Source organism: Agromyces sp. Y182 (assembly GCF_059445385.1).
The window spans coordinates 2,045,973-2,069,898 of sequence record NZ_JCAIUF010000001.1; the positions used below are offsets into that span (position 1 = coordinate 2,045,973).

Consider the following 23,926-nt stretch of genomic DNA (forward strand, 5'->3'; position numbering starts at 1 on the left):
TCTAGGCGATCACGTCGAGGGCGGATGCCGGTTCCCAGCGTTGCGGCTGGCGTGTCGGCTCCTCCCTCGGCTCTCGGGGTGCCGGCGAGTCCGGCTCGGGCCGCTCATCACGGGCGGGCGAGTGTTCGGGCGAGCCGGTGCCGGCGTCGCGCGGTGAGAGGTCGACGGTTGCCGTGAGTCCCGCGGCGACGACGTCGCGGCGGAGGTCGCCGAGCACCTGGCGCAGCGCCTCCCGACCGGAGTCGCCCGGCGCGAGCAGTTCGATGCGTACGCCGTCGGGCGAGACGATCGCGCGCACCGACACCGGCCCGAGGTGCTCGGGGGTGACGTTGACCGTCACGTGCTGGGTTCCCGATGCGCCGTGGGCGAGGGCGAGCACGGGTCTGCTCAGCTGCGCGGCGAACGGTTCGGCGACGCGCTGCCGGGCGGCGGCGGCCGGATCGGCGGCGTGCGCACGCTCGACGGTGTCGATGGCGGGCGCCTGGGCCCGGGCGGCATCGCTCACGACCGGCTGCTCTGCCGTCGCGGAGGCCGGTCGGCTCGCTCCGCCGGCTGCGCTCTCGAATAACGGTGGGGATGCCGCCGCGACTGGCTGCGGCGACGATGATCCGGGCGTCGTGGCCGAAGGGGCCGAGATCGACGGGTCTGCCGCCGGGTGGCGAGGCGGATCGCCCGCGCTCGCCGTGTGCTGCGAGCTCGCGCCGGGGTGCGCGGGTCGGACGCGGGAGGCATCGCCCCCGTGGACGGGAAGGGCCGACACGGGGTGCGCGTCATCCGGCACCGGGGCGGCCTCCACCACCGGGGCGGCCTCGCTCGCCGAGACGGCATCGGCCCGCGCGCCGTCGGGTGCTGCGGTCGTCCCGGGCGGCGGCGCGGTACCGGCAGGAAGGCCGGCGTCCCCGCGGGCGCCGGCGACGACGGCGCCGCCTGGCGTGCTCGACGGTGGTGCTGCCGGCGATTCGCCGCTGTCCGTCGTCGCCGGGCCGGGCCCGATCGAGTCTCCGGGAGCGCCCTCGACGATGGCGGGTGCACTCGGTTCGCCGAGGCCGCGAGGGGTGGACGGCAGGGCAGGCAGCACGGCCGACGGCGTCCCCCCGCTCGCCGCGCCGAGACCGGGCTCGGTGGTCGCGGTCGTCTCGGCGGTCTCGCTGGTCTCGCTGGTCTCGCTGGCGTCGGCGGTCGGCGCCGGGTCGCTGCCGGGGTGCACGACATCGACCTCCGACGGCTCCGCCGCCCCGAGCAGCACGGCCGCGAACGCGGACGCCGTCGCCGTCTCGCCACTCGCCTCGCGCGGTGCCGGACGAGGGCCGGCGGCCGCCGTCACGACGCCGGCCGCGTTCACGACGTGCTCCGGTTGAGCGAGAGCAACTGGGCGGCGAGCACGAGGTCGACGAGGGTGCCGACATCGGTGCCGGGCAGGAGGCCGGCGAGCGAGCCGAGCCCGCTCGAACTGCCGATCGATCCGATCGATCCGATCGATCCGAGCGTTCCGAACGAGCTCAGTGAGCCGAGTGAGCCGAGCGACGCGACACCGGCGGACGACGCCCCCGACGCGGCATCCGTCATCGGCGGCGTGCCGGCCGTCGAAGCCGTCGGCACGACGCGCCTGATCGTCTGGATGTCGGCGTCGGTCAGGTAGTTGGGCTGAAACGAGACCGTGCGGCCCTCGTAGGGCGCGTGCACGATCATGCCGTCGCCGGCATAGATGACGATGTGGTCGGCGTTGTGCGTGACGATGAGGTCGCCGGGTTGCGCCTCGGCGAGCGAGCCGACCTCCTCGCCGATCGACTCCTGCTGCGAGACCCGGCGGGGCGCATCGATGCCGAGCTCGCCGAGCACGCGCTGCACGAGCCCCGAGCAGTCGATGCCCGAGCGGTCGGTACCGCCGAGCACATAGGGCACGCCGAGGTACTCCTTCGCCTGGTCGACGATCGCCTGCCCCGTGACGCCGCCGGCCGCCGCCGAGGTCGTCGCCGCCGATGCGGACGTCGCGGGTTGCGCCGCGAGCGTCGTCTCGAATCGGGCAGCGGATGCCGCGTTGCGGCGATTCTCGAGCGTGGTGACCATGGCCGTGATCTCATCGATCCGGCCGATCGCGTCGACGATGGGCATTGCTAGCGTCCTTCCGTGGCCATGGAACGGGCTGCGGCGAGCTCGTCGAGTCGCGACTGCTCCGCTCGCAGATCGTCTGCGGCGAGTTGCGCCTCGTGCGCGGTCTCGAGTCGTTCGAGGCCGCGAGTGCGCGCGTGCGCCTCGGCGTGCTCGTGCCGGGCATCGGCCGCGCTGCGTTCGAGCGCGTCGTGCCGGGTCGCCCATTCGCCGAGCATCGCCGCACTCGCGGCGCGCGCCGCCGCGACGGCCCGGAGCGTCTCGAGCGAGGTGCCGGGTTCGCCGAACGCCCCGAGATGACGGATGGCGCGCTCGCGCAGCGCCTCGCTGTCGCGGAGCCGCCCGTTGCGTGCCGCGAGCACGCCCTGCGCCTGGTCCTCCTGGATCCGGCGCACGCGGAGCAGCCCGCTGAGGCTGAACGTACGCGTCATCCTGCACCCCCGATCGTCCGGTCGGCCTCGGCGCGGCCCTGTGCCGCCGCGCCCCCGATCGCGCGGGCGAGCTCGGCGAGGCCCCGTGCCGCCTCGCCCGGCCCGGTCTGCTCGTCCATGCGCTGTCGCAGGAACGCGTCGATGCCGAGTTCGTTGGCGATCGCCGCGTCGACCTGCGGGTTGGCTCCCGCCTGGTAGGCGCCCACGTCGATGAGGTCCTGCGCTTGTCGGCGGGCGGCCATCGCCCGTCGCACCGTGACGGCATCGGCCATGGTGCTCGGCGCGATCACCTTCGGCGCGACCCGCGAGACGGAATCGAGCACGTCGACGGAGGGGAAGTGCCCGGCCACGGCGAGGCGCCGATCGAGTACGACGTGCCCGTCGAGGATCGACCGCGCGGTGTCGGCGATCGGCTCGTTGTGGTCGTCGCCTTCGACGAGCACGGTGTACACACCCGTGATCGATCCGGCGCCGGCGGTGCCGGCCCGCTCGAGCAGTCGCGCCAGCAGAGAGAAGGTCGAGGGCGGGTAGCCCCGCGTGGCCGGAGGTTCGCCCGCCGAGAGTCCGATCTCGCGCTGGGCCATCGCGACCCGGGTCAGCGAGTCCATCATCAACACGACGTGCTCGCCCCGCTCGCGTGCCGCCTCCGCGATCCGGGTGGCGAGGTGCGCGGCGCGACGTCGCATCGGTGCCGGCTCGTCGGCGGTCGCGACGACCACGACCGATCGTGCCAGCCCCGCCTCGCCGAGATCGTCATCGAGGAACTCGCGCACCTCGCGGCCGCGCTCGCCGACGAGGGCGATCACCGACATCGCGGCATCCGTGCCCCTCGCGACCATCGACAGCAGGCTCGACTTGCCGACGCCCGACCCGGCGAACAGGCCGAGCCGCTGGCCGCGGCCGAGCGGCACGAGCCCGTCGAGCACGCGAACGCCCGTGTGCAGTTGCGTGTCGATGCGGGCGCGGCTCATCGGCGCCGGGATCGAGCCCGCCAGCTCGACGTGTTCGACGCCGGAGATCGGACCCTTGCCGTCGATCGGCCGGCCGAGACCATCGACGACCCGGCCGAGCAGACCTCGGCCGACGGGGGCGGATGCCGCGTGCTCGAGTCGTCGCACCGGCGCGCCCGGTGGGGGTGCGGCGAACGACTCGAGCGCCATGCACGACGCGAGGCCGGGGCGGCACGCGGTGACCTCCGCGAGCGTGCCACCGGCGAGGTCACCGCTCCGACCGAGCTCGACGAGGTCGCCGATCGCGAGGTCGAGACCCTCGACGTCGATGCCGAGGCCGACCGTGCTGCGCACCCGACCGATGCGCTCGGGACCGGCCGCGCGCAAGGCGGCGACGAAACGCGGCGTGTCGACGGCGTTCACGATGCGCCCTCGAGCAGTACGCCGCGGGCTCGGTCGAGCGCCTCGGCCACGCGGGCGTCGACGAGGCCGTCGGGCAGGTCGGCGATCGCGTCCCCGGGGCCGAGGGCCGGGTCGGCGACGAGGGTGACCGGTGCCTCGACTCCTGCCGCTGCGAGGGCGGCGATCGCGTCGGGGGCCATCCGAACCACGACGGCGGTCGGGCCCGATGGGTGGCCGAGCACCCTGGCGAGTGCGGTGCGAGCGGCGACCTCGGTGTTCGCGAGCTCGGTGCCGAGCACGGCTTCGGCGAGCGCGATCGAGGCCTCGAGGATCGCCGACTCCGAGTCGGCGAGCACCGGTGCGACGCGTCGATCGAGGGCGGTGCGGGCATCGTCCAGACGCTGGAGGGCGGTGACGAGGCGTGCGTCCGCGAGCTGGCGTCGCGCCTGCGCATCCGAGTCGAGTTCGGCGAGGAGCTCATCGCGTTCGATCTCGGCGCGCCGACGACCCCGGGCGAGGCCCTTCGCATAGCCCCGCTGCACGGCTTCGCGCACGACGGCGTCGGCCTCGGGCGCCTGGAGGTCGGGAAAGTCGAGCGGGGCGAACAGTTCAGTCGACAAACTCGTCTCCATCTCCTCGGTGCACGGTGATCTGGCCCTCTTCGGCGAGTTCCCGGATCGCACGGACCAGGTCGGCTCTCGCCTCCTCGACCTGCGACACGCGCAGCTGGCCCATCACCGACGCCTCGTCGTCGAGCAGCTCGCGGTTGCGTTCGGAGAGGTTCTCGCGGATCTTCTGCTCGACGGCAGCCGGGGAGCCGCGGAGCGCGCGGGCAAGCACGGCGACGTCGACGCCGCGCACCACGCGTTGCACGTCGCGGTCATCGAAGCGCACGACGTCGTTGAAGGTGAGCAGGCGGCTGCGCACCTCGTCGGCGAGCTCCGGGTTGCGTGCGTCGAGTGCTTCGAGCACGGCACGCTCGGTGGCGACGGGTGCGCGATTGATGATGTCGACGAGGGGCTGCACTCCGCCGACCACCTCGGCGGCGGTGCGCGGGGAGATCATCGAGGCGGCACGCGCCTTGAGCGTCGCCGAGACGATCGCGATCGCCGCCGGGGTTGCGCTCGTCATCTGCGCGATGCATTCGGCGACGTCCGCACGTCGCTCGTCGGGCAGCCCGGCGAGGATGTTCGAGGCCTGCGCCGGGCGCAGGTGCGTGAGCACGAGCGCCACGGTCTGGGGCATCTCGGACTCGAGCAGCGAGGCCACCTGGGCGGGTTCGGCGGCGTCGAGGAACTCGAACGACTTGCCGGCGAGCGAGGATGCCACCCGGTTCATCACCCCCGCGGCCTTCTCCGCGCCGAACGAGGATTCCAGGAGGCCGGCGGCGATCTCGCGACCCCCTCTGGCGGCCACGCGCCCGCGCACGGCGAGGTCGTGGAACTCCGCGATCGCCAGATCGGTCGCGTCGGCGTCGACCCGTTGCAGCCGGATGATCTCGGCGGTGATCTCTTCGGCCTCCGGCTCGCTGAACTCCTTGAGCAGTTTCGCCGCCTGCTCGCGCTCGAGGTTCATGAGCACGACCGCGACCTTCTGCACGCCGGTCAGCGTCGTCGCTTCGCTCATGCCGGCGCCTGTTCATCGAGCATCGCGCGCAGCAACTGCGCGGTCTTCTCCGGATCCTGTTCGGCCATGCGGGCGATGTCCGCGCGGCGCGCTTCGCCGTCATGCGGACCCGCGTGCTCGAGTTCGAGCGCGAGCGCCAGGGGTGCTTCCGGCGTCAGGTCGAGCACATCGAAGTGCTGGTGGGACTCCTCGAGCTCGAGCGGCTCGCGACGTGGCCGCAGGCGCCGGGTGATGAAGATCCCGGCGATCAGGAGCGGCAGGAGTATGGCGGCGGCGACGATGCCGGCCCGGATCAGCTCGGCGAGCCGGCCTTCCTCGGCCTGACGTTCCGCTTCGCGAAGCGCCTCACCGGCCTGAGCGGCGTCGGCGGTGCTGAAGTCGACGAGCTGCACGCTCAGGTCGTCGCCGCGGTCGGCGTCGATGCCGGCCGCGCTCGCGACGAGGTCGCGCACATCGGCGAGCCGGAGGTCGCCGGCGGCCACCCGGTCGATCGCGACGGACACGGTCTGGCGGGCGACGGCCCCGGCGGGAACCGTGCGCGTCTCGGTGATCTTGTCGACGGCGTTGTTCCGCACCGTCTGCTCGGAGGTGTAGGTGCCGTCGCCGCCCGCTCCGCCGGGCACGGCGATGTTGTCGGGCCCGAGCACGCCGGCGTCGGCGCCGTCGATGCCCGCATAGTTCTCGGTGTTCACCGACTCGTTGAGGGCGGGCGTCTCGGCCGCGGCCTCGAATCGCTCGCTCGTGACTTCGGCGCTCTCAGAGCTGACCGTGGCGGCGACCGCGACCGTCGCGTTGCCCGAGCCGACGATGCGATCGAGCATCACCTGCACGGCCGACGACACGCGCTGCTCGTAGTCGCCCGTCTGGGACTCCGTCGTACCCGAGGTGCCGACGCCGACCGCGGAGAGCACCGTGCCGTCGGCGTCGATCACCGCGACGCCGTCGGCGTCCATTCCCTCGATCGCGGCGCTCGTGAGATGCGTGATCGCGTTGACCTGCGCGGTCGAGAGGGTCGTGCCCGAGGCGGTCTCGACGAAGACCGATGCGGTGGGTTCCTGCTCCTCGGAGACGAAGACGGTCTCCTCCGGCAGTGCGAGCTGCACGGATGCCGCGGACACACCCTTCATCGAGCCGATCGTCTTCGCCAGCTCGCCTTCGATGGCGCGCTTGTACGTCACCGACTGCTGGAACGCCGAGGTCGTCACGCCCATGCTGTCGAGCAGGGCGTAACCTCCCGTCGAGGATGCCGGCAGGCCTGCGGAGGCCGCCTTGATGCGCTCCTCGTACACGACCTCTTCGGGCACGAGCACGGTCGACCCGCCGTCGGCCAGCTGATAGGGCACGTTGGACCCGCGCAACTGTTCGACGACGGCGCTCGCGTCGGCGCCGGAGAGGCCCGAGAACAACGGCGAGTACGCGGGCTTCGAGAGCCAGGCGCTGACCGTCACGATGCCGAGCACCAGCACGGCGATGCCGAGCAGCGCCAGTACGCGCTGCGCGATGCTGAAGCCGCCGATGACCGCCCCCAGCCGGGCGAGTCCTGCTCTGACCGGTGCGGGCATCAGGCCTGCATCCGCATGATCTCGTTGAACGCCTCGACGCCCTTGTTGCGCACCGCGGCGACGAGCTCGAGCGTCACTGCGGCCCGCGTGGAGGCGAGCGTGGCGTCGTGGATGTCGGTGAGGTCGCCCGTGACGGCCTGCACGGCGAGGGTCTTCGATTCGCCCTGGAGCGCCTGGGCGCCGTCGACGGCCGAGGCGAGCACCTGGCCGAACGCGTCGCCCGACGGGGATGTCGCGGCCGCGGCATCCGTCTCGGCGAGGTAGCCCGTCTGCCGTACTGCCTGCACGGCTCCGATGGTCTCGATCATCAGTTGCGTCCGATCTGGAGTGCCGCGAGGTAGGTCTCGCGCGCCCGGTCCACCACGGCCGCGTTGGCCTGATAGCCGCGCTGCGCCATGATGAGCGAACCCATCTGCGCCGAGAGGTCGATATCGGGATAGCGCACGTAGCCGTCGGCGTCGGCGAGCGGATGGTCGGGTTGGTAGGCGAGGCGGCCCTCTGCGTCGCCGAACGCCGCGCCCTGCACGTAGACGCCGCTCGTGCCCTGCCCGGCCGCCGCGATCACGTAGCGCGCCTGGAAGGCGTCGCCATCCGTCGAGGTGACCGTGTTCACGTTCGCGAGGTTGTCGGAGACGGCGTCGAGCCACTTGCGGTGCACGGTCAATGCGGTGCCGGCGATGCCGATCGCGTCGAAGGTCATGAGGAGTTCCTCCGGGTCATCAATTGGTGCGCATCGCAGCGCGGAGTGACGTGAACTGGCCGTTCGCCGCCTGGGTGGCGAACTGGTAGCGGAGCACGGTGTCGATGTTCGACAGCGTCTCGGTGTCGAGGTTGACGTTGTTGCCGTTCAGCTGCGTGGGCTCGAGGGAGTCGGCGGTGCGCGCTCGCACCCGCCCGTCGCCGGCCTCGACCGACGCCGCGAGGGCGTCCTCGAAGCTCACGCGCTGGGCCCGGTAGCCGGGCGTGTTCACGTTCGCGATGTTGTTCGCGATCGCGCGTTGCCGCTCGGCGAGCCCGTCGAGGGCGCTCGACAGCGCGAGGGCGGTCACGGAATCCAGCACGGCGTCCCCTCCGGTAGGTCGGGTGGCCGATCCCTGGCCTGACTCGTCGAGCGATCCGTGCTCGAAGTTCGCTATCGGCAGTCGCGAGCGATCCGTTAGCCGCGGGTGCTCAGCCGACGGCGTCGAGGTAGACCGGGCGCCGCTCCACCGGCGTGCGGGGCGACCTGGCGAGCTGCTCCAGCTCACGGGCCACGAGGTCTCGCTCCCGCGCGATCTCGCCGAGCCGGCCGCGCAGCGTCTGCAGCGCCCTGCCCACGGCGGTCGCGAGCTCGGGCGGGAGGGGCGGCAGTCCGGGGTCGACGGGCACCGCGAGCGGGCCCACGAGGTGGCCCTGCGACATCCGCTCGACGTCGATCGGTGCGCTGACCTCGGCGAGGTGCGCGAGCCAGCGCTCGTAGGCGGAGTCGGCGACCGAGTCGTCAGCCGACACGGAACCCTCCCGCGGCACTCGGAGCGACGGCGGCCTCGTGCCACGCCTGGCGAAGCGGCTCGAGGCGGCGGGCGCACTCGCGCGTGAGCTCGACGTCGCGCGAGATGTTGGCGCTCACGAGCGCCTCGAAGACGTAGTCGTAGATCGCCATGAGTCGTCCAGCGCCGTCCCACACGTCGAGATCGAGCGAGCGCTGCAGTTCGACGACGATGTCCTGTGCGTGCACGAGCTGCGCCGTGGCGGTCGCCCAGTCGCCCGCGAGTTGCGCCGCTTCGGCGCGATGCAGGTCGAGCAGCACGCGGTCGTAGAGCATCGTGAGCAACTGCGCGGGCGTCGCGCTCATGATCGCGTTGCGTTGATATTCGTCGAGACGGTCGGTCACATCTGACTCCTCACTCGTGACGGGCGGCTGCATCGCCGCCTGCTCAACTGGACTTCGTGTTCCACGACGGGAGGCCGGCGAGCTGGGACTCGAGGTAGCTCGACTGGGCGTTCATCGTGCTCATCGCGACCTCGAGGGCTGCGTAGGTGCGTTTCAGCGTCCCCTCCCGCTGCTCGAGACGTCGCGTCCAGCCCTCGATCTGCTTGTCCATGCCGTCGATGAGCGACTGCTTGCCCTCGATCTGCTTGGAGAGCCGGCCCTCGTACTTGTCGGAGTAGCGCTCGCCGACCTCGCCGAGCCGCGTCGCGATAGTCGCGAACGCCGCCTCCACCCGTGCCGGGTCCTCCGCGAGCACCGCCGCGAACTTCTCGGCGTCGAACTCCAGCTCCCCGGTCTTCGAGAAACTGATGCCGAGGGGCGCGAGCGACTGCCCGCCGATGGGTGACTGGATCGCGGAGACGAGGGCGTCGCGGATGCCGCGGACGTTCGAGTCGCTCGTGAAGCTGCCGACGTTCGTGACGGTCGCGCCGTCGGCATCCGTCGTCTTCGAGGTCGCCGACTTCTGCGCGATGAACGTCAGGATGCTCCGCACCTCGTCGAGGAATGCGGCTGCGGCATCGGTGGAGCTCTTCACGTCGCGGGCGACGGTGAGGGCGACGGGCGAGGCGGTGGCCTTCGAGACCGTCACGTCGATGCCCGGAAGGAGGTCGGCGAAGGTGTTCGTCGCCGAGGAGATCGACTGCTCGGCGGCCGTGCCCGCCCAGAGCGTGACGGCGGCGTCCTGGCCCTGCCGAACGATCGAAGCGCCGGCATCGGTGGCGACATCGACCGCGGTGCCGGCGACGACCTCGGCCTCCGTGCCGCGGAAGACCTGGAACGACGAGGCCGTTCCGGTCTGCGTCGAGGCGAACTGCAATCGGTAGAGAGGGGTGCCCGAGGCATCCGTGCCGGATTGCACGCGGGTCGCCGTGATGCCGAGCTCGGCGTTGTTGACCGCGCGCGCGACGTCGGCGAGGGAGTCGGAGGTGGCCGTCACTTGCGTGCGACTGCCGTCGGGGCGAACGATGGTCAGCACCGGGGGAGACCCGGGCCACGTCGGGGTCGCCGCCGAGACGATGACGTGCGGACTGGCGACGCGGGTCACCGTCAGGTCGAGGCCGCCGGCCACTGCGCCGGGCTTCGCCGTCACGGCGACGGATGCATCGGACGAGCTCGCCGTGAACTGCTGCAGGCCCGTGGGTGCCGCAGCGGCCGTGGCCTTCTCGAGCAGGGCCGCGAGCCGGGAGTTCAGCGACTGGAAGTCGGTGAGTGCGAGGCCGGCTCTCGCAGCGGTCGCCTTCAGGAGCACCTGGGGTCGTGCCTCGAGCTGCATGAGCGAGGCGATGAGGGCCGTCGTGTCGAGGCCGCTCGCGAGTCCATCGAGCGAGATTCCCATGCGAGTTCCAATCGATTCGCGTGAAACGGATGAAGCCCGGCCGTGTCGGGCGACGGCGTTGGCCAAGCGCCGTCCACCGCCAGGCTTCACCCCTGGTGGCTATCCGGCTCAGCCGAGGAGCTTCAGCACGCCCTGGTTGGCCTGGTTGGCCTGGGCGAGCATCGCGGTACCGGCCTGGGAGAGGATGCTGGCGCGGGTGTAGTTGACCATCTCGGCCGCCATGTCGGTGTCGCGGATGCGCGACTCGGCCGCCGAGAGGTTCTCGGCCGACACGTTCAAGCTGCGGATCGTCGACTCGAAGCGGTTCTGGTTCGCACCGAGCTCCGCACGAGCCGTCGAGATCGCGGTGATCTGCGTGTCGAGTGCCGTGATCGACGTCGCCGCGTTGGCCGCGCTGTCGAACGTCAGGCCGGTGACCGCGGTCGCGACGGTGGTGACGTTCGTCAGGTTCACGGCGATCTGGTCCTCCGCAGCGACGCCACCGGCGCCGATGTGGAAGGTCAGCGACGCGTTGGTTCCGTCGAGCAGCTTGATCCCGTTGAAGTTCGCCGAGGCGGCGACACGGGTGAGCTCGGCGGCGAGGTCGGTGACCTCCGTCTGGATTGCGGCGCGCGAGTCGGCGTTGTTCGAGTCGTTACCGGCCTGCACGGCGAGGTCGCGCACACGCTGGAGGATCGAGTGCACCTCGGTCAGGGCGCCTTCAGCGGTCTGGATGACGCTGATGCCGTCCTGCGCGTTGCGAGCGGCGACTTTGGTTCCGGAGATCTGCGAGCGCAGACCCTCCGAGATCGCGAGGCCGGCCGCGTCGTCGGCAGCCCGGTTGATCCGCAGACCGCTCGAGAGCTTCTCGAGGGACTTCGACAACTCGTTCTGCGTGTTGGTCAGGTTACGGTGCGCATTGAACGCCGCAACGTTCGTGTTGATCTGCATTCCCATGGGATGTTCTTCCTTGATCGTTGGGTCGCCGGCCCATCCGTGGACCGGTATGCAGCACTGTCGGTCGTCGTGGGCGAGGCCGTTAGGCGAAGCGGGTCGAGTCCGAGCGCACCGTGAGGCGGTCGCCGAGCTCGGCGAGGTATCCGCGTGCCCGTGCACCCGTTGGCGCCTCCAGCGGCAGATCCTGCTCTTCCCGGAAGTACCCGACCGCACCGAGGCGCATGAGCCGCAGCGCCTCCGCGCGCTGCTGGGAGACGGCGGAGTGGGTCACCCCGAGCTCCGCGGCGAGCTCCGTCACGCTTCGATCGTGGAAGTAGACGGCTTCGACGATGTACCGCATGCGCTCGGGGAGCGTGTGCACGGCCTTCCGCACGAACTCGACGCGTTCCTTGACGATCGCTTCGGTCTCGGGCAGCTGGATCTCCGAGCTCTCATTGCCCGCGAAGGTCTCGTCGAACGGGCCGATCCGGCGATTGGCGAGACCGGCGTGCTCTGCCGCCGTCGCCTCGTCGACCCCGAGAGCGCCCGCGAGCTCGGACACCGTCGGCCCGCGCCCGAGTGCCGCCGTCAGCTGCTCCTGCACGGCGAGCGTGGCCTTGATGGTCTGCCTGGTGGAGCGCTTGGCCCAGTCCACCGCGCGCATCTCGTCGCGGATCGCTCCGATGATCCGTTCGCGGGCATAGGCGCCGAACGGCACGCCGCGTGCCGGGTCGTACGCGTCGACGGCTTGGACGAGCGCGAGCGCGCCGGCCTGCGCCAGGTCATCGCGCGACAGGTGCGTCGCCCCCGCCATGACCTTGGACACCAGGAATCCGACGAGCGGCAAGTGCTCGACGATCATTCGATCTCGTGGAGTGGTGCTCACCGGGGTTCCCCTCAGATCTCGGTGCGCGGTCTCCGGTCGACGGCGTGTGCGCCGCCGATCGCAACCGACGCTGAGTACATGCGCGGCATCGCGCTTGCCGCGCACGAGTACTGCATGAGCCCTTCCACGGCGGCGTCCCGACACCGCATGGCACGGGGACCGATTCATCCATCGCCGGTCTCCGTGCTCTCCCCACCCGACCCCCTCTGTCCCGAGTCGCACCGGCCGGGCGCGCACCTGCCGACGTCGCGATCGCGAGTCGAGTCGTGGGATCGCGCGATCGCGCTGGTCGACTCGTGCGTCGAGCGTGCCGAGTCGCGCGTCGCCGCCCTGCCTCGCGGTCGCGAGTCGGCGACCCCGCTCGCACCCCTGCTGAGCGGAGTCGCGACCGCGGTCGTCGCGGCGCTCGCGCTCGTCGTGATGAAGCCGCTCAGTGCGCCGCCGGTCGCGTGGCTCGCGATCTTGACGGTCGTGCTCGTCGTCGTGCCGTTCGCGAGCTCGTTCGCGTTCGTGCGACTGTCGGGTTCGGCGGTCGCCGCGCCGGCGGACGAGCCGCTCCGCGGACTGCTCGAGGAGCATCGGGCGATGCGGGCGAGCCTCCTCGCCGGGCGAGCGGAGCTGCTTCGCGGATACGACCCGGAGCCGGAGCCGGAGCCAGCGCCGTTGTCGCTGCGCGGGGGGCGGAATTAGGGGTTACACCCCCCGCGCAGCGATTTCGCGGTTCGATCGGACCGTTCAGCGGAGCCGGTTCAGGGGCCGGGTTCCGCTGACTGCGACGCTACCCATCCGGCTCACCGAGCCGCCAGTGCGAAGGCCATCGCCTCGACGGGGATGTGAATTATCCGAACGCGTCGGTGCATCGCGCGACATGGCCGCACGCGACATCCGACAGTCGCGACCGGTGTCGCGCGCGGTGCGACTCACGCTCCCGCACCATGCATCGCGGATGTCGCGGCGCGTGCACCCCGGCAATGGAGCCGCCGCACACGTGAAGGGTATGACGATCATCATCGACCCGCCCGCTCAGGGCACCGAACCGGCGGAGCCGACGACCCCGCGCGACTTCGGTGCGGAACTCGCGGGCACCGCCGATACCGAGGTGCAACGCAGGGCCGCCGTGGCGCTGGTCGCCGAGGTCACCCGGGCGGTCCGCGGTCTGCGGCGACGAGTGGGGCTCTCCCATGCCGACGTGCAGGACGCGATCGGCGAGACCCTGCTCGAACTCGTCAAGCGCGTCGACCAGGGGCATCCGGTTCCCGGCGCGGTCGTGCAGCGGATCGCGACCACGGTCTGCTCGCGATTCGTGAACGGCCCGGTGCGGCACGAGACCGCGAAAGCGCTCAAGATCCTGAAGGAGCGCGTCGCGGAGGCGGAGGCGCGAGCCGGGCGGTCGCTCTCCCGTTCGGCGGTTGCGGCGCTCGCCGAGGAAGTGCGCCTCGGGCCGGACTTCAGCCCGCGTCACCGCCCGGTCGAGCAGTTCCACCTCGTCGAGGGGTTCACGAAGCCGACCTCCATCGATGAGCACTACGCCGACTTCGTCGACGCCGTCGCGCTGCGGTCGGGGGCGATGCTGGAGCGCGGCTACGCGGGCGCCGCCGGTGCCTGCGACCGACTGCTCGACGAACTCGACCTCGGCTTGTCGTCGAAGGCCGCGCTGCGCGTTGAGCTCTGGTCGGCGGTCGCCGCCGACGAAGACCTGCCGCGCGCGATCCCCGGGCGCATCGATCGACGGGTCGCCGCGGATCTGCGCGCGTACGTCGCCTGTCTGCCCGACGGCATCCTCGTGGCGTGCCGCGACCACCTGAGTGGTCGGCGATCACGCGCGACGGTCGCGCTCTTCGCGCCATTCGACGAGCCCGGTGAGCACGGTGAGGATGCGATCGCCCGATACCTCGTCACTCGCACGACCTTCGCGACCCGACTCTGGAATTCGGCGCTCGTGCAGGCCACCGGTCGCGCGACTGGGCCGATGTTCGACCCCGCAGCCGCGCCGGTGGGCGACCTCGCAGTCGATCAGCCGCACGCGCTCATCTGTGCCCGCTCACCCGAACGGTGAGGCGACGCCGAACTCGGTATCGCCGATGAGCGTCGCGATCGTGCGGCATCCGTCTCGCAATCGACTCGCCTCGGGAAGGCTCAGCGCGAGGGTCTCCGCGATCTCCGCGTCGGTGCGCACCACGGGCGGGTCCGCGAGGGCGTCGCCGATCCAGAGCCGCGCGACCTCGCCCAGGGTCGGGGACACCGCTCGACAGACCTCGAGGATGCGCGAGATGAGACGCTCGGCATCGAGGCGGTCGAGCCGATCGCCGGCATCGGCGTCGGCATTCCACGGCCCGCGGGCGCCCTCGGCGAGCAGCTCGAGTGAGACGAACGAGGTCGGCGAGACATCGGCGAACGTGACGAGTGCACCCTGCTTGGCGGGGTCGCTGCGAGTGAGCTGCGCCCTGCGGTTCACTTCGGCCACGACCTCGGCGTCGGACGGCGGTCGGCCCAGGGCGATGGCGAGTTCCCCCCGCACCGCGTGGATCGTCGACGAGCGTCGTGCAGCCCCGCTGCCGCCGCGCAGCCCGGTGTAGGCGGACGAGTGGAAGTACGCATACGCCGCGCGTGAGGCGATGCGCCGGAACAGGGCGTTGAAGTCGTCGACCGGCGACGGCTCGGCGGTGCTGAGATGCGCACGGATCTTCAGCGCGATCTCCATGCGGATGACGTTGTGCACGTCGTCGACATGCGAGCCGGTGCGGTCGGAGTTGGCGGCGCAGAGCGATCGTGCCCACCGGCGCGTGCGTTCGTCGAGCTCCCCGAGCAGGGCCGAGATCTCGCGATCCAGTCGCGTCGCATCGAGCCCGCGGAGCGTGTCGATCCGCTCGCGAAGCCGTCGTGCCGCCTCGGTTTCCACCGTCACTCCCCCACGACCGGCCGTCTCCCGTACCGGTGCGTCGGCCGCGAGCCTACGATACCGCCGCGGTCGACGTCGAGCGTCGAGCCCGCGTGCCGCTCACTCCGCCGGGTGCGAGGCGTCCGTCGGGTTCGCCGCGTCTGCCGGGTTGGCCGCGTCTGCCGGGGTCGCCGACCAATCCTCGAGCTGCCGGTGCAGTGCGGCATGCGCGACGGCCGCTGCGATGAACCGGCCGCGCAACCGGCGAACGGCGGGGCGATCCTCGATGGCTGCCTGCGCCGTCTCGAGTCGTCGCCGGGTGGGACCGATGCGTGCGGCGAGACGGCGGAGGCCGATGGGGGCCTTCGGAACCGTGGCCGCGGCGGCGAGCTCGACGGGCACCAGGAGGGCGCCGTGCTCGACGGTCTCGAGGATGCCCCACGACTCCATGCCCTCGACCTCGAACGTCGCGGCCGAACGCACGGTCAGCTCGCGGAGGAAGACGTCGTTCCGTTCGCCCTGGCCGACGACGCCGATCGGGCGCCGGAACCGCAGGTAGGCGGACGTCGCACGGCGTTGGGAGGGATCGAGCGACTCGGGGTCGTACCATCCCAGCCCGTGGTCAGCAGTCACGGTCGATGCGGGCTCGGAGCGTGCGCGTCGGTCGTGCGGGGGCAGGTGATCGACACGGCATGCGGGGGGACATCCCCCCACTGAAACACAGTCCTCCGCTCGTCGGAAGTCGAGCGGCGCGTTCGGTCGTGATCTCGCGAGCGGCATTCGGCCGGTCGTATGCTCGGAGCATGCTTGCCACCGTCATCCACGCGGCCCGCGACATCCGGGTCGAAACCGTGCCCGACCCGGTACTCTCCACTGGCGACGACGCGATCGTGAAGGTCGTCGCGGCGTGCGTCTGCGGCTCCGACCTGTGGCCGTACCGCGGCATCACGCCGACGCGGGCGCCGCATCGCATCGGCCACGAATTCATCGGCGTGGTCGAGGCAGTGGGGGTGGATGTCTCGTTGGTCGCCGTCGGCGACTTCGTGATCGCCCCCTTCTACGTGTGCGACAACACGTGCGTGAACTGCCGCAACGGCGTCTCGACCTCGTGCCTGAACGGCGGATGGTGGGGCGGCGACGACCGTCACGGCGCATTCGCCGACGGCGGGCAGGGCGAGCGCGTGCGAGTGCCGCTCGCCGACGGCACCCTCGTCGTCGTGCCCGGCCCGGTCGCCGATGCCGAGGTGCCCGGACTGCTCGCGCTCTCCGATGTCATGGGCACGGGGCATCACGCCGCGGTGTCGGCGGGGGTCGCGCCGGGCGATTCGGTCGCCGTCGTCGGCGACGGCGCGGTCGGTCTCTGCGCGATCATCGCGGCGAAGCGGCTCGGCGCCACGACGATCATCGCGATGTCGCGGCATCCCGATCGCCAGGAGCTCGCCCGCGACTTCGGGGCGACGCACGTGGTCGCCGAGCGCGGTGACGAGGGCGTCGCCCGCGTGCGAGAGCTCACCGATGGCATCGGCGCCGATCGCGTGCTCGAGTGCGTCGGCACCAAGGAGTCGATGGACCAGGCGATTCGATCGAGCCGCCCGGGCGGCATGGTCGGCTACGTCGGCGTGCCGAACGGCGGTCCAGAGCTGCCGGTGCGCCCCCTCTTCAACCGCAACGTCGGCGTGAACGGCGGCGTCGCGCCCGTGCGCGGCTACATCGAGGAGCTGCTGCCCGACGTGCGCTCGGGCGCGATCCAGCCCGGCCGGGTCTTCGATCTCGAGCTGCCGCTCGCCGAGGCTGCCGAGGCGTACGCCGCGATGGACGAGCGGCGCGCGATCAAGGTGCTGCTGCGCCCGTGAGCTGAACCGGCGAGCGGATGCCCCGGGCTCACGCCCTGAACGGTCTCCACGGCGGCCGCGGTCGTCGCCGATTCCGCAGCATCTGCGATTCCGCATGACCCTCTTCCGGGGGCGCCCTCCGTATGCCAGCATGGCGGACAATCCGCCACAGAAGGAGGGTATTCATGCCACGGATCAAATCGATCGCAGCGGGCGCTGTACTCGCACTCGCCGTCACCGTACTCGCGGCCGCACCTGCCGGTGCTGCCACATCGGAGTCGACGGGCGAACAAGAGTTCGTCGTGCTCTTCGCCGAGGGAACCTCGAGCGAGCAGGCGCGAGTCGCAGTTGAAGCCGCAGGAGGCACCATCGTCGGTGAGAACACCGACGTCGGCGTTGCAACCGTCGTCACCAGCGAGGCCGGCTTCGCCGCAGCAGCCGCCGCGCAGGGGGCCATCGAGGGCACCGCCAAGAACCGCGTCATCGCCGGCGTGTCCGACGGGCACGCTTCCGACGCGAAATCTCGCAAGACCGATGCCGTCGAGACCGAAGGGCGCGCCGAAGCCGCCGCAGCCACGGCGCCGACCTCCGACCGGCACGGCACGGGCCGGCCCGGAGAGCCGCTCGCCGACCTGCAGTGGGACATGCAGCAGATCGGCGCGACGATGGACGGCTCCTACAAGTGGGAGAAGGGATCGAAGAAGGTGCTCGTGGGCATCCTCGACACCGGTGTCGACGGATCTCACCCCGACATCGCACCGAACTTCGACGCCGCCCTCAGCCGCAACTTCACGGTCGACGTTCCGTTCGATGCGAACGGCGTCGAGGTCGACGGGGCGTGCGAAGACGACCCCGACCAGTCCTGTGAAGACCCGGCGGATGTCGATGAGAACGGGCACGGCACGCACGTCGCCTCCACGATCGCCTCGCCGATCAACGGTCTGGGCATCGCGGGTGTCGCACCGAACGTGACGCTCGTGAACCTGCGCGCGGGTCAGGACTCGGGCTACTTCTTCCTGCAGTCATCCGTCGACGCGCTCACCTACGCCGGCAAGAACGGCATCGACGTGATCAACATGAGCTACTACGTCGACCCGTGGCTGTTCAACTGCACGAGCCACCCGGCCGACTCGCCCGAAGACCAGCAGGAGCAGCAGACCGTGATCACGGCCATGCAGCGCGCGCTCGACTTCGCACGCGCCAAGGGCGTGACGCTCGTCTCCGCGGCGGGCAACGGGGCGACCGACTACACGAAGGCGATGAGCGACGCGTCGAGCCCCGACTTCGCCGATGTGCCGGGAGAGGTCGCGTACACCCGCGACCTGCTCGACCCGGCGACGTGCACCTCGATGCCGTCAGAGGGTGATGGCGTCATCTCGGTGTCGAGCACGGGCATCTCCGAGCGCAAGGCGTACTACTCCGACTACGGCAACGGCTACATCGACGTGGCCGCGCCGGGCGGAGACGTGTACGACACGGCCGACAACACCCGCGACGTCACGAAGGGCGCGCTCGCCGCGTACCCGAAGTCGCTGGCCGAGGCGAACGGCGAGATCGACGAGAACGGCGAGCCGACCGTCGACTACGTCGTGAAGAGCTGTGATGCGAGTGGTACGACGTGCGGGTACTACCAGTACCTGCAGGGCACATCGATGGCATCCCCGCACGCAGCGGGTGTCGCCGCGCTGATCGTCAGCAAGTACGGGCTGCCCGACCTTCGTAGGGGGCTCCACGGCAAGTGGCTGGCACCCGGCATCGTCGAGTGGCGCCTCGCGCAGAGTGCGGTCGACACGGCCTGCCCGGTGCCCGCGGAGTTCACCTACACGCGGCACACGCCGGCGGGCGCCACACTCACGGCGACGCACACCTGCGAGGGCGCCGGTTCGCCGAACGGGTTCTACGGCAAGGGAATCGTGAACGCGATCGCAGCCATCGGTCGCTGAACGGTCCTACTGAAGAAGGGGCGGATGTCGCGGCGACGCGGCATCCGCCCCTTTCGTGCGTCGACGGGCTCGTGAGCGTGTTCGCTGCGCTCGCGGAAGCAACGCGCGGACGCTGCGCGGCAGCTACTCGCCGACGAGCACGAGCTCCCCGAGGGGCTTGCGCAGTCGCGGCGCGCCCTCGCGCTCGCGGAGGGGTTCCGGGAGGGCGTCGACATCGCCGAGTACGCCGATCGCGGTGATCGAGACGACCTCGAGGCCCTCGGCCAGACCGAACGACTCGCGGATCTTCTCGCCCTCGAAGCCGCCCATCTGGTGGGTGTGCAGGCCCTCGTGCTGCGCCTGCACCGTGAGGTGCGCGACCGCCTGGCCGAGGTCGTAGCGCGCCCACGGGCGCGGACGGCCCTCGGCGTCGACGGTCTCGGCGATGTTCGCGATGAGCAGTGCGGCCGAGTCGGCCCACGCCTGGTTGAAGCCGAGCATCGCAGCGTGCAGCTTCGCGAAGGCGTCGGTGCCGCGGCGGGCCACGATGAAGCGCCATGGCTGCACGTTGTTCGCGGACGGCGCCCAGCGTGCGGCCTCGAGGATCGTGCGGATCAACGCGGGATCGATCACGGCCGCCGGGTCGTAGGCGCGAGGGCTGAATCGCTCGACGAGCGGCGCGATGAGGGGAGCGTCGGTCTCGGCGCGACGGGAGGTGATGTCGGTGATGAGCGTCATGTTCGCGCAGCTTTCATGGGAGGAACGGATGCCGGGGCATCGTCGTCCCATGAAACGCAACGCGCTGCGGCATCCACTATTCCATGTCTTTGCATGTTCACGGCGCGGGCGCAGCCCCGCCGTGGCTCCGCGTGCGTGCGCTTGCTCCCGTCAGGGGCGGGTGAGCTCCTCGCGGATGCCCGCGACGAACGCGTCGATGTCGGCCTCGCTCGTGTCGAACGAGCACATCCAGCGCACCTCGCCGCGCGCGGCATCCCAGTCGTAGAAGCGGAACCGCTCGCGGAGCCGGTCGGCGACGCCCGCGGGCAGTGTCGCGAAGACGCCGTTCGACTGGGTCTGCTGCGTGAAGCCGAGGCCCGGCAGCTCGCCCGCGGCGATGCCGGCGTCGAGCGCGTCGCGCAGGCGCCGGGCCATCGCGTTCGCGTGCGAGGCGCTCTCGAGCCAGAGCTCGCCCTCGAGCAACGCGATGAGCTGCGCCGAGACGAAGCGCATCTTCGACGCGAGCTGCATGTTGAGTTTGCGCAGGTACTTCAGGCCCTCGGATGCGTCGGGGTTCAGCACCACGATGGCCTCGGCGCCGAGCGCACCGTTCTTGGTGCCGCCGAAGCTCAGCACGTCGACCCCGGCGTCGCGCGTGAATGCTCGGAGCGGAAGGCCGAGGGTGGCGGCCGCGTTCGAGAGGCGCGCGCCGTCCATGTGCAGCTTCATGCCGTGCGCGTGCGCGTGGTCGGCGATCGTGCGCACCTCGTCGGCCGTGTACGCGGTGCCGAGCTCGGTGGTCTGCGTGATCGAGACGACGAGGGGTTGTGCGCGGTGCTCGTCGCCCCAGCCCCACGCCTCGCGGTCGATGAGCTCGGGGGTGAGCTTGCCGTCGGGCGCGGGTACGGTGAGCAGCTTGATGCCGCCGACGCGCTCGGGCGCGCCGCCCTCGTCGGAGTTGATGTGTGCGGTGCTGGCCGAGATCACCGCACCCCAGCGGGGGAGCATCGACTGCAGCCCCGTGACGTTCGCGCCCGTGCCGTTGAACACGGGGAACGCTTCGATGCCCGCGCCGAAGTGCCGGGCGAACACCTGCTGCAGGCGTTCGGTGTAGACGTCTTCGCCGTAGGCGACCTGGTGGCCGTCGTTGGCGGCGGCGATGGCCGTGAGCACCGCGGGGTGCACGCCCGAGTAGTTGTCGGAGGCGAAGCCGCGGAGGGAGGTGTCGTGGAGCTGTTCAGTCACCGAACCATCCTCCCACCTGCGCCGAGAGTGCAGTTGATGTCGCTATTCGCAGCGGAACCCGACATCAACTGCACTCTCGATGACCGCGGAAGGCGCGATGACCGCGGACGGCGCGTGAGGTGCGGCGTGGGCGAAGGGAGCCCCGGCTCAGCCGCGCAGCGCCTCGGCGAACGGCACCCGCGCACCCGTCTTGAGCAGCGAGCTGCGGTAGATGCGCTCGCCGATCACGACGGCGAGCGCCGTGGTCGCGATGAGCAGCACGAGCGAGACGATCGGCTCCCACCACTCGGCCTGGCCGAGGAAGATCCGCATCGGCATGCCGACGGGCGCAGAGAACGGGACGTAGCTCATGATCGCGAGCACGACCGGGTTGTCGTTGAAGAAGATCACGAGGAAGTACGGGACCATCACGAGCATCGTCACCGGCGTCGTCACCGAGCCGATGTCTTCGGCGCGCGACACGAGGGCGGCGCTCGCGGCGAAGAGCGCGGCGAGCATGACGAATCCGATCGCGAAGAACACCACGAACCAGATGACGGATGCCCCGAGCACGCCGAGCAGCACCTGCTGGCCGGTGAGCATCAGCCCGAGGATCGCGAGCACCGCGATCGCGAGGATCTGGGCGAACGCGAGCACGCTGTTGCCGATCACCTTGCCCGTGAGCAGCGCGCGCGCCGACACCGTCGACAGCAGGATCTCGACGACGCGGGTCTGCTTCTCCTCGACGACCGATTGCGAGATCGTCGAGCCGAACGTGATCGCCGACATGAAGAAGACGATGCCGAAGCCGAACGCGACGAGGTAGGCGAGCGTCGGGTCGACCGCCGCCGGGTCGAGGAGTTCGACCGTCGGGTTCACCGAGAGCGCCGAGACGACCGAGTTCGGCGCGGAGTCGAGGCCGATCACGACGACGCCGAGCGGTTCGGATGCCGCGGGGGCGACGATCGCCTCGACGTCGCCGGCGCGCAGCATCTGCTCCGCCGCGTCTCGATCGGCCGCGGGCACGGCCTCGAGCGACTCGTTGCCCGCGACGACGTCGGTCGCTCCGGCCACCACGGCGACCTTCGGCGACTGCGACTGCCCGCCGAAGATGCTGCCGAGCACGACCGAGGCGAGCACGGCGAGCATGAGGATACCCGTCGAGATGAGGAACGCCTTGCTGCGCAGGCGCATGGTGACCTCGCGCCCCGCGACGAGGCTGACGGTGTCGACGAAACTCGGGGCGCGGCGCTCGTCGCCCCCTGTCGGTCGAGTAGGCGCGCCAGCACCGTATCGAGACCTGGTGCCGGGTCTCGATACGCTCGCTTCGCTCGCGATCTCGATAGGGCGCTGCGCGCCTCCTCGATCCGAGCCTCGACCAGCGGTGTTGTCCGGTCCGGTGCTCACAGCACGACCTCCTTGAAGATCTGGGCGAGCGTGGTCTGCTCGCGCGAGAAACTGACGACCTCGCCGCGGCTGACGGCTTCGGCGAGCGCGGCCTGCCGAGCGGCATCCGTCTCGGCCTCGAAGACAGCCCAGCCGCCGTCGAAGGCGACGACCCGGATTCCCGGCTGCTGCCTGAGCCAGCCGACGTCGCCCGCCACGAGCAGCTCCCAGCGTTCCGAGCCGTGCTCGGCGCGCAAGGCGTCGCTGGTGCCGGCGGCGGCGATGCGTCCCCCGGCGATGATGACGAGGTCGTCGCAGAGGCGTTCGACGATGTCGAGCTGGTGCGAGGAGAAGAGCACGGGGGCGCCGGATGCCGCGCTGTCGGCCAGCACGCCCTGCACCGTTTCGACGGCCATCGGGTCGAGGCCCGAGAAGGGTTCGTCGAGCACGAGCACTTCGGGGCGGTGCACGAGCGCGGCCGCGATCTGCGCGCGCTGCTGGTTGCCGAGGGAGAGCGACTCGATGGTGTCGTTCGTGCGCTCGCCGAGGCCGAGGCGCTCGAGCAGCTCGAGGGCGTTGCGGTGGGCGGCGGCGGCGCTCCAGCCGTGCAGGCGTGCGAGGTACACCGTCTGCTCGAGCACGCGCATCTTGGGGTACAGGCCGCGTTCCTCGGGCATGTAGCCGAAGCGACGCCGGTCTGCGGTGGTCAGGGTCTCGCCGCCGAGCGTGACGGTGCCTCCGTCGGAGGCGAGCACGCCGAGGATGATGCGCATCGTCGTGGTCTTGCCGGCGCCGTTGCCGCCGACGAACCCGGTGAGGCGGCCGTCTCCGACGGTGAAGCTCACGTGGTCGAGGGCGAGGCGCTCGCCGTAGCGTTTGGTCACGTCGTTGAGTTCGAGCATGGCTTCACGCTACGGATGCCGCGTGGCCGGGGCATCCGTCGTGCGACGGGTCTTGCTCGCGCCCGCATGGCGGCGGCTCCGTCGCGAGGGGGAGACGGTCGCGGTCGGGCGCGCCGGGCGCGCCCGTTCAGGCGAGGGTCGAGGGCGGGCGCCCCTCGAAGATCGTGCGCAGTGCGATTGTCGCGCGCACCTGCACGGAGTGGGTGGAGCGGATGCGCACGAGCAGCTCGTCGAGCTCGGCCGCCGTGCCGACCTTGGCGATGGCGAGATGGCTCGCGTCGCCCGAGATCGCGTAGCACGACTCGATCTCGGGGTGCTCGCCGAGAAGCTCGCCGAGATCACCGGCGGGCGCCGGTCCGGTGAGCGTGATCTCGAGGAATGCGGTGAGGGGGACGCCGACGGCCTGCGGGTCGACGACGGCGCGGTAACCGGTGATGACGCCCCGCTGCTCGAGCCGTTGCACGCGGGACTGCACTGCGGAGGTCGACAGGCCGGTGGCTGCGGCCAGCGTCGCGAGCGTCGCGTGGCCGTCGGCGGCGAGTGCCGCGACGATGCGCAGATCGATGTCGTTGTCGAGTTGTGGTGTCGCGCGCAGCTCGGCCATGCGCTCCACCATAGTGCGCGCCCCGCACCCGGGGTTCGGATCTCGCAATCGATGAGATAGGGTTCAGATGTTCAGCCTGGAGCAACGGAGCCCGGCTCGACCGACACGAGGTTCGAGTGTCTCCCTCCGTCGAATGCGGCAGATTGCGGTCAGGTTCGATTGCGTTGCCCGATTCCGGCAAAATTCCGAGCATGATTCATCTGATACGGATGTTCGCCCGAGTCATTTGCCCCACGCCGGAATGTTGCCGACCTGTAAATTCCGATACGAAT

26 protein-coding genes are annotated in these 23,926 nt (G+C 71.0%); 4 read left to right on the plus strand and 22 right to left on the minus strand.

What is annotated here, in order from left to right:
• Window position 1 precedes the first annotated feature (1 nt).
• The 15 genes from AC1C2R_RS09440 to AC1C2R_RS09510 all read right to left on the minus strand — a co-directional run bounded on the left by AC1C2R_RS09440 (window position 2) and on the right by AC1C2R_RS09510 (window position 12,189).
• The gene (locus tag AC1C2R_RS09440) at window positions 2-1,342 is read right to left on the minus strand and encodes a flagellar hook-length control protein FliK (RefSeq protein WP_495379746.1); all 1,341 of its coding nucleotides are present in this window, start codon (window positions 1,340-1,342) and stop codon (window positions 2-4) included.
• Window positions 1,339-2,112, minus strand: coding sequence for a C40 family peptidase (locus tag AC1C2R_RS09445; protein WP_495379747.1), 774 nt, complete (start codon window positions 2,110-2,112; stop codon window positions 1,339-1,341). Before AC1C2R_RS09445 ends, AC1C2R_RS09440 begins: the two co-directional genes overlap by 4 nt.
• Before the next feature lie 2 nt (window positions 2,113-2,114).
• Window positions 2,115-2,540: a flagellar FliJ family protein gene (locus AC1C2R_RS09450; protein ID WP_495379748.1), complete on the minus strand. Its 426-nt coding sequence runs from the start codon at window positions 2,538-2,540 to the stop codon at window positions 2,115-2,117.
• The gene (locus AC1C2R_RS09455) at window positions 2,537-3,913 is read right to left on the minus strand and encodes a FliI/YscN family ATPase (RefSeq protein ID WP_495379749.1); all 1,377 of its coding nucleotides are present in this window, start codon (window positions 3,911-3,913) and stop codon (window positions 2,537-2,539) included. Before AC1C2R_RS09455 ends, AC1C2R_RS09450 begins: the two co-directional genes overlap by 4 nt.
• Entirely contained in the window at window positions 3,910-4,512 is a 603-nt protein-coding gene (locus AC1C2R_RS09460; RefSeq protein WP_495379750.1) for a FliH/SctL family protein, read from the minus strand. Before AC1C2R_RS09460 ends, AC1C2R_RS09455 begins: the two co-directional genes overlap by 4 nt.
• Window positions 4,502-5,518 (minus strand): flagellar motor switch protein FliG, encoded by a 1,017-nt coding sequence (gene fliG / locus AC1C2R_RS09465; RefSeq protein WP_495352223.1) that lies wholly within the window; start codon window positions 5,516-5,518, stop codon window positions 4,502-4,504. Before fliG ends, AC1C2R_RS09460 begins: the two co-directional genes overlap by 11 nt.
• Complete coding sequence (gene fliF, locus AC1C2R_RS09470) at window positions 5,515-7,080, minus strand: flagellar basal-body MS-ring/collar protein FliF (protein WP_495379751.1); 1,566 nt, start codon at window positions 7,078-7,080, stop codon at window positions 5,515-5,517. The genes fliG and fliF overlap by 4 nt, the downstream gene beginning before the upstream one ends.
• Entirely contained in the window at window positions 7,080-7,391 is a 312-nt protein-coding gene (gene fliE, locus AC1C2R_RS09475; protein WP_495353225.1) for a flagellar hook-basal body complex protein FliE, read from the minus strand. Before fliE ends, fliF begins: the two co-directional genes overlap by 1 nt.
• On the minus strand, window positions 7,388-7,780 hold the full coding sequence (locus AC1C2R_RS09480) for a flagellar basal body rod protein FlgC (protein WP_495352225.1): 393 nt from the start codon (window positions 7,778-7,780) through the stop codon (window positions 7,388-7,390). Before AC1C2R_RS09480 ends, fliE begins: the two co-directional genes overlap by 4 nt.
• A 19-nt stretch (window positions 7,781-7,799) precedes the next feature.
• Window positions 7,800-8,141, minus strand: coding sequence for a flagellar basal body rod protein FlgB (locus AC1C2R_RS09485; protein ID WP_495352226.1), 342 nt, complete (start codon window positions 8,139-8,141; stop codon window positions 7,800-7,802).
• Window positions 8,142-8,250: 109 nt separating this feature from the next.
• Window positions 8,251-8,571, minus strand: a complete 321-nt coding sequence (locus AC1C2R_RS09490; protein WP_495379752.1) for a hypothetical protein — start codon at window positions 8,569-8,571, stop codon at window positions 8,251-8,253.
• Entirely contained in the window at window positions 8,561-8,953 is a 393-nt protein-coding gene (gene fliS, locus AC1C2R_RS09495; RefSeq protein WP_495379753.1) for a flagellar export chaperone FliS, read from the minus strand. The genes AC1C2R_RS09490 and fliS overlap by 11 nt, the downstream gene beginning before the upstream one ends.
• A 43-nt stretch (window positions 8,954-8,996) precedes the next feature.
• Entirely contained in the window at window positions 8,997-10,388 is a 1,392-nt protein-coding gene (gene fliD, locus AC1C2R_RS09500; RefSeq protein WP_495379754.1) for a flagellar filament capping protein FliD, read from the minus strand.
• Between the two features lie 108 nt (window positions 10,389-10,496).
• Complete coding sequence (locus tag AC1C2R_RS09505) at window positions 10,497-11,324, minus strand: flagellin N-terminal helical domain-containing protein (protein ID WP_495352230.1); 828 nt, start codon at window positions 11,322-11,324, stop codon at window positions 10,497-10,499.
• A gap of 82 nt (window positions 11,325-11,406) precedes the next feature.
• Entirely contained in the window at window positions 11,407-12,189 is a 783-nt protein-coding gene (locus AC1C2R_RS09510; RefSeq protein ID WP_495352231.1) for a sigma-70 family RNA polymerase sigma factor, read from the minus strand.
• A 183-nt stretch (window positions 12,190-12,372) separates the two neighbouring features.
• On the opposite strand from AC1C2R_RS09510, the gene AC1C2R_RS09515 reads away from it, so the two are divergent.
• Together AC1C2R_RS09515 and AC1C2R_RS09520 are read left to right on the plus strand one after the other, a co-directional pair.
• A complete protein-coding gene (locus tag AC1C2R_RS09515) occupies window positions 12,373-12,879 on the plus strand; it encodes a hypothetical protein (protein WP_495379755.1) in 507 nt (168 codons plus the stop codon).
• A 307-nt stretch (window positions 12,880-13,186) separates the two neighbouring features.
• Window positions 13,187-14,245, plus strand: a complete 1,059-nt coding sequence (locus tag AC1C2R_RS09520; RefSeq protein WP_495379756.1) for a hypothetical protein — start codon at window positions 13,187-13,189, stop codon at window positions 14,243-14,245.
• Here AC1C2R_RS09520 and AC1C2R_RS09525 read toward each other — a convergent pair.
• Together AC1C2R_RS09525 and AC1C2R_RS09530 are read right to left on the minus strand one after the other, a co-directional pair.
• Window positions 14,231-15,088, minus strand: a complete 858-nt coding sequence (locus tag AC1C2R_RS09525) for a hypothetical protein (RefSeq protein ID WP_495379757.1) — start codon at window positions 15,086-15,088, stop codon at window positions 14,231-14,233. The two genes, AC1C2R_RS09520 and AC1C2R_RS09525, sit on opposite strands and share 15 nt — an antisense overlap.
• A 99-nt stretch (window positions 15,089-15,187) precedes the next feature.
• On the minus strand, window positions 15,188-15,700 hold the full coding sequence (locus AC1C2R_RS09530; RefSeq protein WP_495352235.1) for a hypothetical protein: 513 nt from the start codon (window positions 15,698-15,700) through the stop codon (window positions 15,188-15,190).
• Between the two features lie 170 nt (window positions 15,701-15,870).
• Here AC1C2R_RS09530 and AC1C2R_RS09535 point away from each other — a divergent pair, with 170 nt between their 5' ends.
• Window positions 15,871-16,920: a zinc-dependent alcohol dehydrogenase family protein gene (locus AC1C2R_RS09535; protein ID WP_495379758.1), complete on the plus strand. Its 1,050-nt coding sequence runs from the start codon at window positions 15,871-15,873 to the stop codon at window positions 16,918-16,920.
• 164 nt (window positions 16,921-17,084) lie between these two features.
• Window positions 17,085-18,842 carry a S8 family serine peptidase gene (locus AC1C2R_RS09540; RefSeq protein ID WP_495379759.1) on the plus strand — a complete coding sequence of 586 codons (1,758 nt, stop codon included), beginning with the start codon at window positions 17,085-17,087 and terminating at the stop codon, window positions 18,840-18,842.
• 123 nt (window positions 18,843-18,965) lie between these two features.
• Here AC1C2R_RS09540 and AC1C2R_RS09545 read toward each other — a convergent pair whose 3' ends face one another.
• The 5 genes from AC1C2R_RS09545 to AC1C2R_RS09565 form a co-directional block, all read right to left on the minus strand.
• A complete protein-coding gene (locus AC1C2R_RS09545) occupies window positions 18,966-19,559 on the minus strand; it encodes a nitroreductase family protein (protein WP_495352238.1) in 594 nt (197 codons plus the stop codon).
• Between the two features lie 150 nt (window positions 19,560-19,709).
• Window positions 19,710-20,783, minus strand: coding sequence for a threonine aldolase family protein (locus AC1C2R_RS09550; protein WP_495379760.1), 1,074 nt, complete (start codon window positions 20,781-20,783; stop codon window positions 19,710-19,712).
• A 147-nt stretch (window positions 20,784-20,930) separates the two neighbouring features.
• Complete coding sequence (locus tag AC1C2R_RS09555) at window positions 20,931-22,169, minus strand: ABC transporter permease (protein WP_495352240.1); 1,239 nt, start codon at window positions 22,167-22,169, stop codon at window positions 20,931-20,933.
• The gene (locus AC1C2R_RS09560; RefSeq protein ID WP_495352241.1) at window positions 22,166-23,050 is read right to left on the minus strand and encodes an ABC transporter ATP-binding protein; all 885 of its coding nucleotides are present in this window, start codon (window positions 23,048-23,050) and stop codon (window positions 22,166-22,168) included. The genes AC1C2R_RS09555 and AC1C2R_RS09560 overlap by 4 nt, the downstream gene beginning before the upstream one ends.
• 127 nt (window positions 23,051-23,177) lie before the next feature.
• Window positions 23,178-23,654, minus strand: a complete 477-nt coding sequence (locus AC1C2R_RS09565) for an Lrp/AsnC family transcriptional regulator (RefSeq protein ID WP_495379761.1) — start codon at window positions 23,652-23,654, stop codon at window positions 23,178-23,180.
• Between the last annotated feature and the right edge of the window lie 272 nt (window positions 23,655-23,926).